We start from the raw sequence: 15724 nt of genomic DNA on the forward strand, positions 1-15724 counted from the left end.
ATCACGGACGGCGCCGCCTTGCGCGGTGCGGTGGCCCTCCGGGCGGTGCTGGTGATGTAGGGCGGAGCGCCGGAAACGCCGCGAGGGGGATGGAGGTACGCGACTGAGCCGGCCCCGTGCCCGGTGGACCGGGGCCGGCTCCCGCCGGCGGTGATCGGCGGATCGGGCGGCCGGGCTCAGGCACCCAGCCGGCCACCCGTCAGCCGGGCGAGCGGACCGCGCCGGCGGGCCGCCCGCCGCCGGGCGACGAGCACACCGGTACCGGCGACCACCGCAGCGCCGGCTCCGGCCGCGCCCGCGGCGACCAGCTTGCGGGCCTTGACCGCGAGCCACGCCGTACCGGCCACCGCGACCGCCTTCTTGGAGGCGGACTTCGAGGCCCCGGCGACGGTGCGCCCGGTGGACGCCGCCCGCTCGGCCGCGACCTGCGCCGTACGGGTGGCCGCGGAGCCGACGGCCGTACCGGCCGCGGACGCCTTCGCCGCGGCGGCCTTGGCGGCCGGGGTCGCGGCCTTCACCATGCCGTCGGCACCGGACGAGAGCCTGCCCGCCGCGTCGCCGGCCTTGTCCGCCGTCTTGTCGGTCGCCTTCCCGGCGCCGTCCGCGGCGGCCTTGCCGGCCTGCTGCGTGCTGGTGGCCGCGGTCTTCGCGCCCGACGCGCCGTTCCGGGCCGCCGCGCCGGCCTTGTCCGTCGTCCGCGCCGCCGTGGTCGTGGTGGACGAGCCCTGTCCGCCGCCACTGCCGTTGGCGTTCGCCTTCTTGCTGTTCTGGTTGGGTACGTCCTTGTTGTTCGCCTTACCGGCGTTGTTGGTGTTGTCAGCCATGGACTCCGCTTAACCGCTACACAGAGCGACAAACGCACGCCCGCCGCAACTTCTCCACGATCGGGTGGCATACCGTCGGGGGACCGGGGCAGACGAGCGCGTGTGTAGGAGGGAGGGCCGGGGGTAGGCGCTCTTTCAACCCCGACGAGACGAGTACGACCAGCGCATGGAGGCCACGATGAACACCACGGCAAGCACGGTCTCGACGGACGTCTCCGAGATCGAGTCCGACCTCGGGGCCGCGCCGACCGTGGGTGAGCTGCCCTGGATCGAGGACCCGACCAAGGTGGCGCCGCAGGACGCCCGGGAGCTCTCCAAGCTCTTCTTCGACCGGCTCTGCGAGCTGGAAGAGGGGACCCACGAATACCAGTACGCGCGTAACTCCCTGATCGAGCTGAACCTTTCCCTCGTCCGGTTCGCGGCCCGCCGCTTCCGCAACCGCGCCGACGAGATGGAGGACATCGTCCAGGTCGGCACCATCGGCCTGATCAAGGCGATCGACCGCTTCGACCTGAGCCGCGAGGTGGAGTTCACCACCTTCGCCGTCCCCTACATCGTCGGTGAGATCAAGCGATTCTTCCGCGACACGAGCTGGTCGGTGCACGTCCCGCGCCGGTTGCAGGAGCTGCGGATCGAGCTGGCCAAGGCCAACGACGAGATGTCGCAGCGGCTGGACCGCTCGCCGACGCCCGAGGAGCTGGCCCGGCACCTCAACCGCACGGTGGAGGAAGTGCTCGAGGGCATCGTGGCGAGCAACGGCTACGCGGCCGGCTCCCTCGACATGCCGGTCGAGGACGGCGGCGAGAGCAACCGTGGCAACACCCTCGCCGACCTCCTCGGCGACGTGGACCCCGCCCTGGAGACGATCGAGAACCTGCACGCGCTCAAGCCGCTGCTGGATCGGCTCGGCGAGCGGGACCGCACCATCCTGGAGCTGCGCTTCGGCCAGGAGATGACGCAGTCCGAGATCGGCGCCAAGCTCGGCATCTCGCAGATGCACGTCTCCCGGCTGCTGTCCCGCACCCTCAAGGAGCTGCGCGCCGGCCTGCTCCCCGCCTGAGCCACGGGAGCTGCGGCCCGCACCCAGGCCCCGAAACCGCGGTGACCGGAAATCCTCCGGTCACCGCGGTTTTCTCTGCGCCCGTACGGCGCTCCGGCCCCTGACGCGAAATCACCGGCGCGTCCCCCTCCGTGCGGGGCGATTTCAGGATCCGGGGCCGCCCGCTGCCGCCGGGATCTCTCCCGGTTGAGGTGTCAAAGATGCCCCGATGCCATGGCGAGGGGGGTATTCCGGGGCGTTTTCCGGCTGGGCCGGAGAGCCGCCCGGGAAAACCCGGAAGCGGGGCGGCACGGGGGACGGCCACCGGTGTGCGGGGAATGGGTGTGAGGGATGTACGCGCTCCGAGTGGCCGGAAAGATGGGGTGGCACGGCGGGACCGGCGCGGTGCTCGCCGGGCGTGGACCCGCCGCCGGCCCGGACGGTCCGCCCTCCGGCCGGCCGGCCCGTACCCCCGGCCTGGGCGCGTCCCGCCCGGCCGGGGCCCGGGGGCCGGTCGCGCCCGGAACGCCTGCGGGGCCGGCCGGATCTCCGGTCGGCCCCACAGGCGTACAGACGGTATGCGGTTGTGGTGATGCGGGTCTCGCCCGGTGTGCGGGAAATTCAGCCGCTCTACCAGCGGTACCAGCGGCCTCGCTTTCCGCCCGCACCCGCGGGCCGCACGAAGAAGCCGACGATCCAGAGAACGAGCACGATGACCGCGAGCCACCACAGCAGATCGACGGCGAATCCCGCACCGAAGAGAATCAGGGCCAGAAGAAGAACCAGAAGAAGGGGAACCATTTTTATCAACCTCCATGGAAGCTTGTGCCCATGGATTTCACGGGAACACCATTGATTCCTCGTTAGTTCTCCGCCACCTGGGGCACTTGGTGAGGTTGCCCGCAGGTGGCGCCGCCCCGGCCGGTCGGCGCCCCCGCCGGAGCGGTCACCGGCCCCCGGTCACCGCTCCCCGGTCTCCTCGCCGGCCCCCGTGGCGCCGCCCGCGCCGGAAGGCGCCCGCACCACGACGACGCTGCACGGCGCGTGGTGGGTGACGTGCTGGCTCACCGACCCGAGCAGGGCGCCCCGGAACCCGCCCAGGCCACGGCTGCCCACCACCAGCAGCGAGGCACCCCGGGCCGCCTCCAGCAGCACCTGCACGGGGCTGCCCGGCTGGGTCAGCGCCCGGACGCGGACCGGTGGTTCCTTGCCCAGGGTCTCCTCCACCGCGGTCAGCAGGGTCTGCTGCGCCGCCTCCTCCAGCGCGCCGTCCGTCGGCGCGGCGGGCGGCAGCATCCCGCCCCAGGTGGCATAGCCGGGCCACTCCCAGGACATGACCGCGTCCACCGAGGCGCCGGTCAACTCCGCCTGGCGCGCGGCCCATCGCAGGGCCTCCCGGGACGGCTCCGAGCCGTCCACGCCGACCACGATCCGGCCGGCCTGCCCGGCCTGCCCGGCCTGCCCGGCCTGGCTGTCCTGCCTGTCATGCTTGCGCGGGTTGTCCCGGTTCTCCGCCGGATCCGTCACCGCTGCCTCCCGTCGGCTGGGGTCATTACGTCCGTCCTGCTCTGTATGACCCTCTTCCCGCCGGTCATGCCCCCGTGCCCGCGGCGGTCCCGGCCGTCCCCGGTGGAGCGGAAGGCTGTCACCCCGGTGGCGCCGGAGAATCACCTCCGCGCCACGCCCGCCCTTCCGCGGCGGCCACCGCGTGTCACGCGCCGGCCGGCCACCGCGTCACGCGCCGTGGCACCCGCCGGCGGCCGTGGCATGTGCCCCGCGTCCGGCGCGCCCCGTCCCTCTCACCGCTCCGTGGCGGTCCCGGGGGCACCGGGGGGCAGCGCCGAGAGGGCCAGCACGGCGAGGTCGTCCCGGAGGTCCCCGTCCCACCAGTCATGGGCGTCGGCGACGAGGGCCCCGGCGAGACGGTCGGCCGGTTCCGGGACGTCCGGCGCCAGGGGCTGCCCGGCGACGACGGCGGCCAGGTCCTCCGGTTCCCGCTGGCGGTACGAGCCCCCGCCCTCGGTGAAGCCGTCGGTGTAGAGGACGAGCGTGTCCCCCGGCAGCAGCTCCGCCTCCGTCACCGGGTGGCGTACCTCGGGGAGCGCGCCCAGCAGCGGTCCCCGCACGTCGAGCGGTTCGGTGCTGCCGTCCGCGCGGCGGAGCAGCGGCGCGGGGTGCCCCGCGGAGGCGAGCCGCATCCGGACCGGCGCGGGACCGGGCTCCAGGACCACGTAGGCGAGGGTGCAGAACGGCGTGTTCTGGCGGCGGAGGGCGCGGTCGACGAGCCCCAGGACGTGCCCCGCGTCGAGGCTGGTCTGGGCCGCCGCCCACAAGGTGTGCCGGACGAGCCCGGTGATGGCGGCCGCGGCCGGGCCCTTGCCGCACACGTCCCCCAGGACGAGCACGTGACGGCCGTCGGCGGCGGTGAACGCGTCGTAGAAGTCCCCGCCGATGTGCTGCCCGCTGCCGTGCGGCCGGTAACGGGCGGCGAGGTCGAAGCCGGGCAGGGTGGGCAGGTGCGGCGGCAGCAGCGGGCGTTCGAGCGCCCGGGTCGAGGCGCGCAACCGCTCGACCAGGCGGTCCTGTCGGATCCCGACGGCTATCTGGTCGGCGATGCCCTCCAGTGCGGCGCGGGCCTCGTACGAGAGCCGGCCGACGGCGGACACGGCGAGGGCGCCGAGCAGCTCGCCGCCGGCCACCAGCGGCAGGCCGACGCAGATCGTGTCGGCCTCACCGGGCACCGACCCGGGAATCCGTTCGGTCACCGGGCGCCGCCCGGTGGTGACGCGCTCCATCAGCGCCTCCCGCACCCGGACGTGGCCGGGCACCCCGCCCTCCTCGGCCGGGTCCTCGGCGCAGACGAGGTGCTCCGGCCGGTCGCCGGGCGCGCGGACCACCCAGACACAGGCGAAGACGGCGGCGAGCCGGTCCGCCGCGGCGCGCACGCACCGCCCCAGGCGTTCCTCCATCGGGCCGGGGGCGGTCATCGCCGCCGCCACCTCCGCGCTGAGCAGGGCGTGCCCGGTGCGTTCGGCCAGCTGGTGCTGGGCCCGCAGCCGGTCGGTGACGTCCTCCACGAGCAGCAGCAGGCGTTCCTGCCCGTCACCGTCGAGCACCTGCTGGGGCGCCAGCCGCAGCGCCTGCCCGGTGCCGTCGGAGCGGGCCCGTTCGAAGACCGTCTCCGGCTCCCCGGCCCGGCCCCCGCCGGCGGTGGCGAGATGTCTCTCCAGCTCCGGGCGGACCTCCGCCGGGAAGAGGGCGGTCAGTGCCTGGCCGAGCGAGCCCGGGTCCGTCAGGCCGAGGATGCCGGCGGCCCGGTTGTTCCAGGCGGCGAGCGCGCCGGAGGCGTCCAGCATCAGCGCGCCGACCGGCGCCTGGGTGAGGAACTCGCCGAAGAGCTGGTCGCCGAGTTGACGGTTGATCGTCCGGCCCGCGCTGAGCCGGTGCTGCGCGGCGCTCCGCGCGGCGGCGTAACTGCGACGCCGGCCGAGGGCGATGAGCATGTCACGGGCGAGTTCCGGCACCCGGTCCGCCTGTCCCGCGGGGACCCGGCGCACCTGGTCGGCGGAGAACAGCAGCGGCAGGGTCGCGAGGCCGTGGCCGGCCTCCGGACCGGTGACGACGAGGACGACCAGGTCCTCCGGGTGCGGGCGCACCGTGTGCACCAGGCCGGTGGGCAGGGACAGCTCCCGCCCGAGCACGACGAGGGTGGGGCGGCGCTCACCGGGCACGCCCTGGGTGTGCTCCGCCAGCTGCCCGGGCTCGACGAACAGCACGTCGGCGCCCGGCCCGAGGGCGCTCTGGAGGGAGGCCACCACGCCGGGCAGCACACCGACGAGGAGGACCCGCGGCCGGTCCGGGGGCATGGTCACCCCTCCAGCAGCGGTTCGTCGAGCAGGGCCCGCCCGGTCCAGATCCGCAGCACGTCCGTGATGGGGGCCATCACGTGGGCGGCCCGGGCGTCGCGCAGCATCCGCTGCAACGCGGAGTCCTGGCCGTAGCCGATGCCGCCGGTCAGTGTCAGCGCGTCGCCCACCACCCCCTCGGCGGTCTCGGCCACCTCGGCCTTGGCGGAGGCCAGCCCGAGCAGCGCCTCGGCGCCGCCCGCCTCGGCCTCCACGGCCGCGTGGTAGATCAGCCGGCGGGTGCGCTCCACCCGCGCCCACATCGTGCCCAGCCGGTGCTGGACCACCGGCTGGGAACCGAGGGACCGGTCGGCGTGCGAGTGGCGGCGGCGCGACAGATGGGCGCGGGCCTCCTCCAGGGCGGCCGAGGCCACGCCCAGGTAGGTGCCGGCCATCGCCATGAGGAAATACGGGGCGACCACGTTGAAGACGTACCAGATCTGGTCGCCCTCCTCGCCCAGGAGGTGGGACCGGGGGATCTCCACGCCCCGCAGCTCCAGGGTGCGCGAGTCGTTGCCCCGCATCCCGAACCCCTGCCACGGCGGTCCCCACACCTGGCCCGGCGCGTCCGCCTCCACGATCGCGCAGGAGAAGAGGCCCGGTGGCGTCCCCGGGTCGGCGGCGACGGCGGAGAGGACGTAGGAGTCCGCGTGGGAGCCGTTGGTGACGAAGCTCTTCGTCCCGGTGATCCGCAGCCGTCCGTCGCCGCCGTGCTCCATGCGCGTCTGCGGCAGCCAGAACTCGCCGCCGGTGCCGGGCTCGGACAGGGCCAGGGTGGTGAGGTGCTCACCCGCGGCGATGGGGCCCAGGAACCGTTCCTGCTGTTCCCCTCCGGCCTTCGCCGCGATCACGGCGGACGCGGCCAGGTGCATCCCGAAGCAGATGGACGCCGAGGCGCAGGCCCGTCCCGTCGCCTCGCCGACCTGGGCGACGGCGAGCAGCCCGTGTCCCATGCCGCCGAACCGCTCGGGCACGACGAGCCCGCCCAGCCGCGTCCGCAGGGCGGTCACGCCCTCCTCCGGCCACCGCTGCCCGGCGTCCACCGCGGCGGCCCGGGGGGCCAGCTCCTTCTCCGCGGTCTCCCGCGCGAGAGCCACCACCTTGCCCAGCTCGATCCGCGCCATCCGGTGCTCCGTTTCCCGAGACGTTCCCGGCCGAAGCACATCGACGGGCGGTCCGGCTGTCAACTGCTTGACCTTCCGCCTGAGCGGGGCCCCGAGTCAAATCGCACAGCAGTACGTCCCGGGAGGACGGGGCGGCGGCGAATGGCGGCCGTGGCGCGGCGGACGGGGCCGAGGGGACCTCCGCCCGCGGGGTGCCGGCGCGCCCCGGCACCCCCGGCCGGGCCCGGCGGCGCGGGCGCGGACGGTCAGGACTCCGGCAGCCGCTGGAGGAGCCCCCACGTGAACTCCGCGACGACCCGGCGCGGTTGGCCACCCGCCCCGGCCGGGGCGGCGAACGCCAGCCGCCACCGGGTGGGTGCCGAACCCTCCATCGGCGTGGCCGGCGGGAAGGCGCGGGCCACCTCGTCCACCGTGCAGCTCCAGGGGCGCAGATCGGCCAGGGTGCGGAGAGCGGGACCGGGGGCGCCCGGGGCGCGCACCAGCCACTCGTTCCACACCTGTCCGCCCGGCGCGGTGAGCACCTCGAACCGCAGATCCGGCCAGAGCGGCACCGGCCAGCGCAGCGCCTCGCAGGTGAGATCCCCGATCCGGCGCGCGTCACGGGACTGTGGCGGACCGAGCACGGAGCGGTAGCGCGTGAGGGCGCCACGCGCCCGGGGTGAGTGGACCATCGCCTGCCAGCGGCGGTTCGCCTCCCGCATCGCTGAGCGGCTCTCGCCCAGCTCGCGCAGCGCGTCCTCCACCAGCCCGGCCTGGTGGTCGGCCATCCGCCGCAACAGGACGAGCTGGAACATGCGGGCGCCGGCGGGCGGGGCCTCCGGGGCGGCCGTCCCGGAGGTGCCGGGGGTGGTGCCGGTGCCGCGGGCTGGGCCGGTGCCGGGAGTCTCCGCTTCGGCGGCGGCCTGGCCCGCGCCTCCGGTGGCACCGCGCGGGCCCTGTGACGCCGGACGGTCACCGGGGGCGGTTCCGGGGCCCTCGCCGCCGGAGGATACGGATCGGCTCATGGCTGTCATCCTCCCCTGTCCGGCTCCACGCGGCCGCCGGCCGGAGCGGCGGTGGAGCCTCGCCCCGTCTCGGCCCCTCCCTCCCGGCATCCCTCGGGCTCTCCCCCCGGGCCGGACCGCCGGCCGCCCATCACCAGGGCCGCCCACCCGGGGTCCGGCCGGGGAAGCACGGCACCGGCGGCCGGGCCGGCCGGCGCCGCACCGGCCTCTGTCCTGCGCGAATCGGCGGAACGCCGGTGACCAACGGATGACGGACGGATATTGTCGCCGGAACGGCCCCACCAGTAGGGTGTCGTTCGTGATACCGGCCAATGGCCGGAGTTTCGAACGCCCGGAGGTGAGTGAGCGGCATGGGACGTCTGGTACCCGCCGTCACCCGAGCCCTGGACATCCTGGAGCTCTTCCTCGACGGAGACGGCACGCTCTCCGCCCCCGAGATCACCCGCAAGCTGCAACTGCCGCGCACCACCGTGCACGAGCTGGTCACCACGCTCGCCGCCCGCAACTACCTGGTGGCGGTGGCGGATCAGCCCGGCCGCTACCGGCTCGGCGTCCGCGCGTACCAGCTCGGCAGCCGTTACGAGGAGCAGCTCGACCTCGCCGCCGAGGGCCGGCAGGTGGCCCGTGGCGTGGCGGAGACCTGCGACGAAACGGTCCATGTGGCGATCCTGGAGGGCACCGACGTCATCTACATCGCCAAGGTGGACAGCACCCACGCCGTGCGGATGGTCTCCGCGGCGGGCCGCCGGCTCCCCGCGCACTGCACCTCCGTGGGCAAAATGCTGCTCGCCTCGCTCCCCGAGCGGGAGTGGGAACGACTCTTCCCCGACGGCCGGGAGCTGACCGCCATGACCGCCAACAGCATCACCTCACCCCCCGAGCTGCGCCGCCAGCTCGCCGCCGTCCGGGAGCGGGGGATCGCGGTCGAGCACCGCGAGTCCAACCCGGACGTGACCTGCGTGGCCGCGCCGGTGCGCGATTCCGCCGGCCAGGTCGTCGCGGCGCTCTCCATCTCCGTGCCGATGATCCGCTGGAGCGAGGAGCGTCACATCGAGCTCTCCGAGCTGGCCGCCAAGGGCGCCGTGGAGCTCTCGGGCCGGCTCGGTTACCGGAGCGCGGCGTGAACGCGGGCGTGCGCACCCCGGTGGAGGTGGCCGTCCGGGAGACCGCGCAGCTCGGCGAGGGCCCGACCTGGGACCCGGCCACGGGCCGTCTCATCTGGGTCGACATCCTCTCCTCCCGCGTCCACACCTACGCCCCGGCCACCGGCGGCCGGACCGTCCTCCTCACCGCGCAGCACGTGGGCGCCGCGAAACCGCGCGCGGGTGGCGGCCTGGTGCTCAACCTCCGCGACGGCGTGGGCCTGGTCTCCCCGGCGGGCGCCTTCTCCTGGCTGGTGCACGATCCCGTACCGGGCCGCCGCGGCAACGACGCGGCCGTCGCCCCGGACGGCGCGCTCTGGGCCGGCACCATGCGCTACGACGAGACGCCGGGCGGCGGGACGTTCACCCGCGTCGCGCCCGACGGCACGGCCACGGAGATCCTGGCGGACTGCACCGTCAGCAACGGCATCGGCTGGAGCCCGGACGGCCGGCTGATGTACTACATCGACACCCCGACCCGCCGCGTCGACGTCTTCGACCGGGCGGAGGGGACCGGCGGTGCCGTCAACCGCCGCCCGTTCGCCGAGTTCGACGAGACCGCGGGCTACCCGGACGGGCTCTGCGTGGACGCCGAGGGCTGCGTCTGGGTCGCGTTCTGGGACGGCGCCGCGGTGCGCCGCTACACCCCCGACGGGCGGCTGGACCGTACCCTCCCGCTCCCCGTCCGCCGCCCCACCGCCTGCGCGTTCGGTGGTCCCGGCCTCACCGACCTCTACATCACCACGGCCCGCGTCGGCCACCGCGCCCACCCCCTCGCCGGCTCCCTCCTCGTCCTCCCGGACGCGGGCCAGGGCCTGCCCCAGCCCGCCTTCGGGGGGTGACGGGAGAGCCGGTCCAGCAGGGGCGTCCGGAGAGCCGGGCCGGGACGGACGGGTGCGTCCCCCACCCGCGAGAATCCGGAAGCGCCTGAAGGCTGCCCCGTCAGCCCCAACCTTGACCGAGGCCGAGGGCCCTCCTCCCCCTGGTACAGGTCGCTCCTCTTCGACAGTTGGCAGACGGCTCGAGGGTGATTGCTTCACGTATGCCAGGCAGCTGCATGCCCAGGGGCCGTCTTGCATTCCACGCTTACCGCGGTCGGCATCGAGCCTCACATGAGTGATGTATGTCACCGCAGGGAGGCCAAGTAAGTCTCGGTGACCACACGGAGATCGTGCTTGCCAAAGGTTCCGACACACCGAAGGCCACACGCTACGTCCCGCTGGGCGGCGGCCACCAGGCCGTGCTCGCCGACGACGGAACCTGGACCCTCACCGTCGCCGACCACCACGGAACGGGCCAACTGGCCATCGACGCCGCCACGCTGGAACTGACCCGGCGTCGGACCCTCCCCTTCGGTGGCCCCCGTGGTGAGATGCCTGCGGCCTGGCCCGGAACCCGGGCCTTCGTGGGTGGTGTGGACGACACCGCGACCACGGGACTCATCCACCTCGGCGCGCGCGAGTACGACTCGGCTGTCGGCCGGTTCATCTCCGTCGACCCGATCATGGATTTGACGAATCCCCAGCAGATCCACGGTTACACCTACGCGAGCAACAACCCGCTGACTTGGACCGATCCCACCGGCCTCGCTCAGACCTGTGGCGCGTACGCAGTCCAGTGCTACCCCGGGGACCGCAACAAGCCGAAGCCCGGGAAGAAGCCGAGGCCGGGAAGGAAACCGAACAGCGCCGTAAGTGGTGGCAACCCCGGCAGTCCCGGCAACTCCGGTACCAGCCGGCCCTACGGCGGCAGGCTCGGGAAGCACGTTCCTGGAACACTGCGTCAGGGCCCCATCTACGTACGCAGCAGTATGGCGAAGCAGTCCGCTCAGTGCGTGTGGGGTGGAAATGTCTGTAACTCGGGGATGGGCGTGCGCGAAGCCGCCGACACCGAGTTGAGCTGGCGCGATGTGTGGGAAGCGGGCAAGATCATCGTTCTCCCGGACATCGATTCCTGGGAGAGCTGTATTGCCGATCACGAATTGACCGGTTGTGGCTGGGCAGCCACCGATCTTCCGTGGTTCAAGATCGGGAAACTTGGCAAGCTCGGTAAACTCGGGAAGCGGACCGCCAAGGAGTGTCATAGCTTCCTGCCGGGCACGACGGTACTTCTTGCCGATGGAACGCGGAAGAACATCGAGGATGTCGAGGTCGGTGAGGAGATCACCGTCACCGATCCTGAGACGGGTGAGACGGCGACCCGCGAAGTCGTGGCGACGATCGTCACGGAGAACGACAAACGCTTCGTCGACCTGACCATCGACACCGGAAGTGCACTTGCTTCCCTGGTCTCCACCGACACGCATCCGTTCTGGGTGGAGTCCGAGGGGGCGTGGATCGAGGCCGGCGACCTCAGGACAGGGATGACCTTCCGGACACCGGCAGGCAAGACAGTCACGGTGGACGGTCTCCGCCACTATGAGCAGCGTCAGCGGACCCACGACCTCACCGTCGACGGCATCCACACGTACTATGTGGTGGCGGGGGTCACGCCGGTTCTCGTTCACAACAGCAACTGCCCGACAACCCCAGTTGGCGGGAGGGGCACGAACTTCCGCAATCTTTCGCCAAATGAGCCGGCAACAATCGAGGGGCGGGATTACACCGGTCATGCGATTGACCGGATGCAGGAGCGCGGCCTTATGCCGTCGGTAGTGGAAAATGCAGTTCGTGTCGGCGAAAAAATGTCGGGGAAGCGGGCCGGGACCACGGCCTATTATGAAGCGGAGAATAACGTGACGGTGATTACGGATACCGCAACTGGGCGGGTTGTCACCGTTAGCTCCGGAAGGATTAAGCAGTGAGTGAGAGTTCTGATGGGAAGTGGCTGCGCGAAGGCGTACGTCAGTCGATTCAGAAATACCGTGCCGGTGAGATTGCACTCCGAATTCTGGTCGACGATCTCGACTCGGTTTCGTCGAATCTTGAGGCGTCTCCATTGAGTGAGGATCTTCGCTCACGTTGGTGGATCCTTGAGGAAATCTATGCTGTTGCTCTTGATCGGGGTGATCTTCAAGAACTGCCTCGCGAAGACGAACTGGCTATCGAGGAGACCCTCGATGAGTTGGAGCGGCTGTTGAGTTAGACGCGTCGTGGTGAGTGGAGGCATCACGACTGGACGTCCTGATAGGCCAATTGCACTTTTCGGCGCGGTCCTGGCGGTTCGTTTGAGCAAAGCAATGGGGCCAGGCGGTGACCCGGCATCAACCGTTATAACGTCACTTGACGGCAATAGTTGACGGCAACGGCGGCGAACATCTCTGGTGTTCGCCGCCGTTGCCGTGCGTGGTCAGGGGCGGTCGAGAGTGTTGCCGAGGGTGTGGATGGCCTGGCGCTGGAGACGGAGTCGGACGTGGATGTAGACGCCGCGGCGACGCCTATGTGGCCGTGGCCGGGGAGTTCCTTGAGTGCGTGCGGAGTCGCTGCCCCGGGCGGCAGTTGTGGCCGGCCGGCGGTCGGCGGGCTCCGTCAGTTCGCCGGGTCTGTGGCCAGCATCCTGCGGAGCAGGTCGCGGAGGGTGGTGCGGTCGGCGGGGGAGAGGGCGGCGAGAGGTTCGCGGGCGAAGTCGAGGGAGGCGCGGAGGCGGCGGGCGGTGGCCTGGCCCTCGGGGGTGGTGGCGGCCAGTTTGACGCGGCGGTCGTCCGGGTCCGCGCGCCGTTCCACCAGGCCGCGGGCCTCCAGCCGGTCCACGATCCCCGTGACGTTGGACGGCTCGCACTTCAGGCGTTCCGCTATCCGGCGCATGGGCAGCGGCTCCAGGGAGAGCAGACCCAGCAGGCGGGCCTGGGCGCCGGTGAGGTTGTGGCCGGCCGCCGCGTCCTCGTACTCCTCGTGGTAGCGGGCCACGACGGCGCCGATGAGTTCGACGACCTCGTGGGTCAGGGGGTCGGTGCGGGGTGTCGCCATGGCATCCAGGGTAGCCATGTGTTTGACAACATGAAATATCTGTGCCCATGGTTGTTTCACGTAAGTGAAGTATTTCGGGCCGTGGAGCGTGGCCGCCACGAGCGGCACGCGGCACGGCCGAGGAGGCGGAACCATGGCAGATCAGACACCTCGGACGGACCGGCCTGGCCCGGCCGGACACCCGGAGACGGGTCGCGAGTGGCATCTCGTCGCCCGGCCGCGGGGCTTTCCCTCCCCGGAGGACTTCGCGCTGCGGGAGGCGCCCGTCCCGGCGCCCGGGCCGGGGCAGATCCTGGTGCGCAACCGGTTCCTCTCGGTCGACCCCTACATGCGCGGCCGGATGAACGACGCCAAGTCCTACGTCCCGCCGTTCCGGCTCGACGCGCCCATGGAGGGCGGGGCCGTCGGCGAGGTCCTCGCCTCGGAGGCGGACGGCTTCGCGCCCGGCGACCACGCGCTGCACGGCCTCGGCTGGCGCGAGTACGCCGTCGTGGACGCCGCGAAGGCCGCGCCGGTGGACCCGGCGGCGGCACCGCTCTCCGCGTACCTCGGCGTGCTGGGCATGCCCGGGCTCACCGCCTACGCCGGGCTGCTGGAGGTCGCCTCCTTCCGCGAGGGCGATGCCGTCTTCGTCTCCGGTGCCGCCGGCGCCGTCGGCGGCCTCGTCGGGCAGATCGCCCGGCTGAAGGGCGCCTCCCGCGTCGTGGGCAGCGCCGGCTCGGACGAGAAGGTGCGCGCCCTCACCGAGGAGTACGGCTTCCACGCCGCGTTCAACTACAAGAACGGGCCGGTGACGGAGCAGCTCCACCGGGCCGCGCCGGACGGGATCGACGTCTACTTCGACAACGTCGGCGGGGACCACCTGGAAGCGGCGATCGACGCCCTCCACGTCCACGGCCGGGTCACCGTCTGCGGCATGATCTCGCAGTACAACGCCACCGAACCGACGGCGGCCCCGCGCAACCTCGCCCAGATCATCGGCAAGCGCCTCCGCGTCCAGGGCATGCTCGTCCAGGACCACCAGGACCTGCGGGCGCGGTTCCTGGAGGAGGTCGGCGGGTGGCTCCGCTCCGGCGAACTGGTCTCCCGCGAGACCGTCGTCGACGGTTTCGGCAACGCCGTGGACGCCTTCCTGGGGATGCTGCGCGGGGAGAACACCGGGAAGATGGTCGTCGCGCTCGACGGCTGAGCGCGCGGGGCGGGCCGCTTCCGGGCGCGTGGGGTGGCGGACGAGGCTTCCCCGCCGCCCGCCGCCCGCCGCCCGCCGCCGGTGGCACGGCGCCCCGCCGGCAGGCGCCGGCCCCGCGCCCGTGCCGGCCCCGCGCCCGCGCCCGCCTTGTGCGCGTACGGTGCCGAACCGCCCCGGCCGTCGAGGCCGGGGCCCGGGCGCCGCTAGGCTGCTGCCATGCGTGATCTCGGGGCGGGTGTGCGGTACGGGGTTCAAGGCCAGCGCTGGGTGAGCCGGCGCGGCAAGCGGGTGGGGATCGGGCTGCTGCCCGCCCTCGTCACGCTGGTGCTCTACGCGGCGGCGCTGGTCGTCCTCGGCTTCTTCGCGGGGGACGTCGTGGCCTGGGCCACCCCGTTCGCCGACGGCTGGGACTCCCCCTGGCAGGGCGTCTTCCGCGCGGTGCTCACCGCGCTGCTCTTCGCCGGCGGGCTGTTCCTCGCCGTGGTGACGTTCGCCGCGGTGACGCTCCTCGTGGGCCAGCCCTTCTACGACGCGCTCGCCGAGCAGGTCGACGAGTCCGAGGGCGGCGCCCCCGAGGCGCCCGACGTCCCGCTCTGGCGCGATCTGCTGATCTCGGCGCGGGACAGCCTGCGGGTGCTGCTGTGGGTGGTCCTGTTCGGGGTGGTGCTGTTCGTGCTCGGGTTCGTGCCCGTGATCGGCCAGACCGTGGTGCCCGTCGCCGGGGTCTGCGTCTCCGGCTTCTTCCTCGCCGTGGAGCTGACGGGCGTCGCCTTCCAGCGGCGGGACGTTCCGCTGAAGGAACGGATCCGGCTGCTGCGCGGACGGCTGCTGCTCACCCTCGGCTTCGGGGTGCCGCTGGCGCTGGCGTTCCTCGTCCCGCTGGTCGCCGTCTTCCTCATGCCCGGCGCCGTCGCCGGGGGCACCCTGCTCGTCCGTCACCTGCTGCCGGCGGAGCCGTCCGGGCCGGCGGCCGGGGACGAACCGCCGCACCCGGAGCCGGAGAAGCGGGACGCCGCGGGCCTGACCCGGCCCGCGCCGCCGGCCGGCTGACCCCTCTCGAACCCGCCCTCGCCCCCGCCGCCCCCGTTCCGCCCGGCCCGGCGCGGCGGGGGCGGTTCCGCAGGGGCGCCGGTGGGGCGTCCTGAGCGGAGGTCAGAAGGCTCCGCGCGGAACGGTTCCCGCAAAGCGGCACTTCGCGGGCGGTGCTGACGGTCCGGTGGAGGGGTGTGGTCCCTGCCCGGCGGGCGATCGACAGGCGATCGGCAGCGATTCGGCAGCGGATCCACGGCGGTTCGGCGGCGCCCTCCGGCGGCCCTTTCTTGCGCGAAGCGTTGACGGGCCCTCCGTGCGAACCTATCTTTCCGTCCGAAGTTACGGGCGGCATTCGGCATCCCGAACGTTCGGTACGCGCCCGCCCACCCGCTCACGGCCCACCCGTTCCGTGCACCCCGCCCGCCACGCGCACCCCACACCCGGCACCCCACACCCGGCACCCCACACCCGGCACCCGGCACCCGCCCTCCAACCCGCCCGTCGCGCACGGCCCGCACCTGCCGCCGCCCTGGTCCCCACGCCCCGAGCGCCCCCACGAC

The 15724-nt window shown here is 73.0% G+C and carries 14 protein-coding genes; 7 read left to right on the forward strand and 7 right to left on the reverse strand.

The features are described from left to right. Nucleotides 1-176: 176 nt before the first annotated feature. Nucleotides 177-824, reverse strand: a complete 648-nt coding sequence (locus HCK00_RS02855; RefSeq protein WP_168100124.1) for a hypothetical protein — start codon at nt 822-824, stop codon at nt 177-179. A gap of 178 nt (nt 825-1002) precedes the next feature. Between HCK00_RS02855 and HCK00_RS02860 the strand changes: the two genes are divergently transcribed. Further along, nucleotides 1003-1884: a SigB/SigF/SigG family RNA polymerase sigma factor gene (locus HCK00_RS02860; protein WP_240965182.1), complete on the forward strand. Its 882-nt coding sequence runs from the start codon at nt 1003-1005 to the stop codon at nt 1882-1884. Nucleotides 1885-2493: 609 nt separating this feature from the next. On the opposite strand, the gene HCK00_RS02865 is transcribed toward HCK00_RS02860, so the two are convergent. The 5 genes from HCK00_RS02865 to HCK00_RS02885 all read right to left on the reverse strand — a co-directional run bounded on the left by HCK00_RS02865 (nt 2494) and on the right by HCK00_RS02885 (nt 7686). Next, nucleotides 2494-2664, reverse strand: a complete 171-nt coding sequence (locus HCK00_RS02865) for a hydrophobic protein (RefSeq protein ID WP_168100126.1) — start codon at nt 2662-2664, stop codon at nt 2494-2496. Nucleotides 2665-2823: 159 nt separating this feature from the next. Next, a complete protein-coding gene (locus tag HCK00_RS02870; RefSeq protein ID WP_311765137.1) occupies nt 2824-3294 on the reverse strand; it encodes a universal stress protein in 471 nt (156 codons plus the stop codon). A gap of 368 nt (nt 3295-3662) precedes the next feature. Next, the gene (locus HCK00_RS02875; protein WP_168100128.1) at nt 3663-5729 is read right to left on the reverse strand and encodes a SpoIIE family protein phosphatase; all 2067 of its coding nucleotides are present in this window, start codon (nt 5727-5729) and stop codon (nt 3663-3665) included. 2 nt (nt 5730-5731) lie between these two features. Further along, nucleotides 5732-6892: an acyl-CoA dehydrogenase family protein gene (locus HCK00_RS02880; protein WP_168100129.1), complete on the reverse strand. Its 1161-nt coding sequence runs from the start codon at nt 6890-6892 to the stop codon at nt 5732-5734. Nucleotides 6893-7137: 245 nt separating this feature from the next. Next, on the reverse strand, nt 7138-7686 hold the full coding sequence (locus tag HCK00_RS02885) for a hypothetical protein (RefSeq protein ID WP_206319893.1): 549 nt from the start codon (nt 7684-7686) through the stop codon (nt 7138-7140). Nucleotides 7687-8246: 560 nt separating this feature from the next. Between HCK00_RS02885 and HCK00_RS02890 the strand changes: the two genes are divergently transcribed. The 4 genes from HCK00_RS02890 to HCK00_RS02905 all read left to right on the forward strand — a co-directional run bounded on the left by HCK00_RS02890 (nt 8247) and on the right by HCK00_RS02905 (nt 12122). Continuing rightward, on the forward strand, nt 8247-9020 hold the full coding sequence (locus HCK00_RS02890; protein ID WP_168100131.1) for an IclR family transcriptional regulator: 774 nt from the start codon (nt 8247-8249) through the stop codon (nt 9018-9020). After that, a complete protein-coding gene (locus HCK00_RS02895; RefSeq protein WP_311765113.1) occupies nt 9017-9880 on the forward strand; it encodes an SMP-30/gluconolactonase/LRE family protein in 864 nt (287 codons plus the stop codon). Before HCK00_RS02890 ends, HCK00_RS02895 begins: the two co-directional genes overlap by 4 nt. Before the next feature lie 329 nt (nt 9881-10209). Then, nucleotides 10210-11841, forward strand: coding sequence for a polymorphic toxin-type HINT domain-containing protein (locus HCK00_RS02900; RefSeq protein ID WP_311765114.1), 1632 nt, complete (start codon nt 10210-10212; stop codon nt 11839-11841). After that, nucleotides 11838-12122: a hypothetical protein gene (locus tag HCK00_RS02905; protein WP_168100132.1), complete on the forward strand. Its 285-nt coding sequence runs from the start codon at nt 11838-11840 to the stop codon at nt 12120-12122. The genes HCK00_RS02900 and HCK00_RS02905 overlap by 4 nt, the downstream gene beginning before the upstream one ends. A gap of 383 nt (nt 12123-12505) precedes the next feature. Here HCK00_RS02905 and HCK00_RS02910 read toward each other — a convergent pair whose 3' ends face one another. Continuing rightward, on the reverse strand, nt 12506-12943 hold the full coding sequence (locus HCK00_RS02910; RefSeq protein ID WP_168100133.1) for a MarR family winged helix-turn-helix transcriptional regulator: 438 nt from the start codon (nt 12941-12943) through the stop codon (nt 12506-12508). Nucleotides 12944-13076: 133 nt separating this feature from the next. Between HCK00_RS02910 and HCK00_RS02915 the strand changes: the two genes are divergently transcribed. Together HCK00_RS02915 and HCK00_RS02920 are read left to right on the forward strand one after the other, a co-directional pair. After that, nucleotides 13077-14132, forward strand: a complete 1056-nt coding sequence (locus HCK00_RS02915) for an NADP-dependent oxidoreductase (RefSeq protein WP_168100134.1) — start codon at nt 13077-13079, stop codon at nt 14130-14132. A gap of 216 nt (nt 14133-14348) precedes the next feature. Continuing rightward, nucleotides 14349-15182, forward strand: a complete 834-nt coding sequence (locus HCK00_RS02920) for an EI24 domain-containing protein (protein ID WP_168100135.1) — start codon at nt 14349-14351, stop codon at nt 15180-15182. Nucleotides 15183-15724 lie beyond the last annotated feature (542 nt).

This window comes from Streptomyces zingiberis (assembly GCF_012034935.1).
In the GTDB taxonomy this organism is placed as follows: domain Bacteria; phylum Actinomycetota; class Actinomycetes; order Streptomycetales; family Streptomycetaceae; genus Streptomyces; species Streptomyces zingiberis.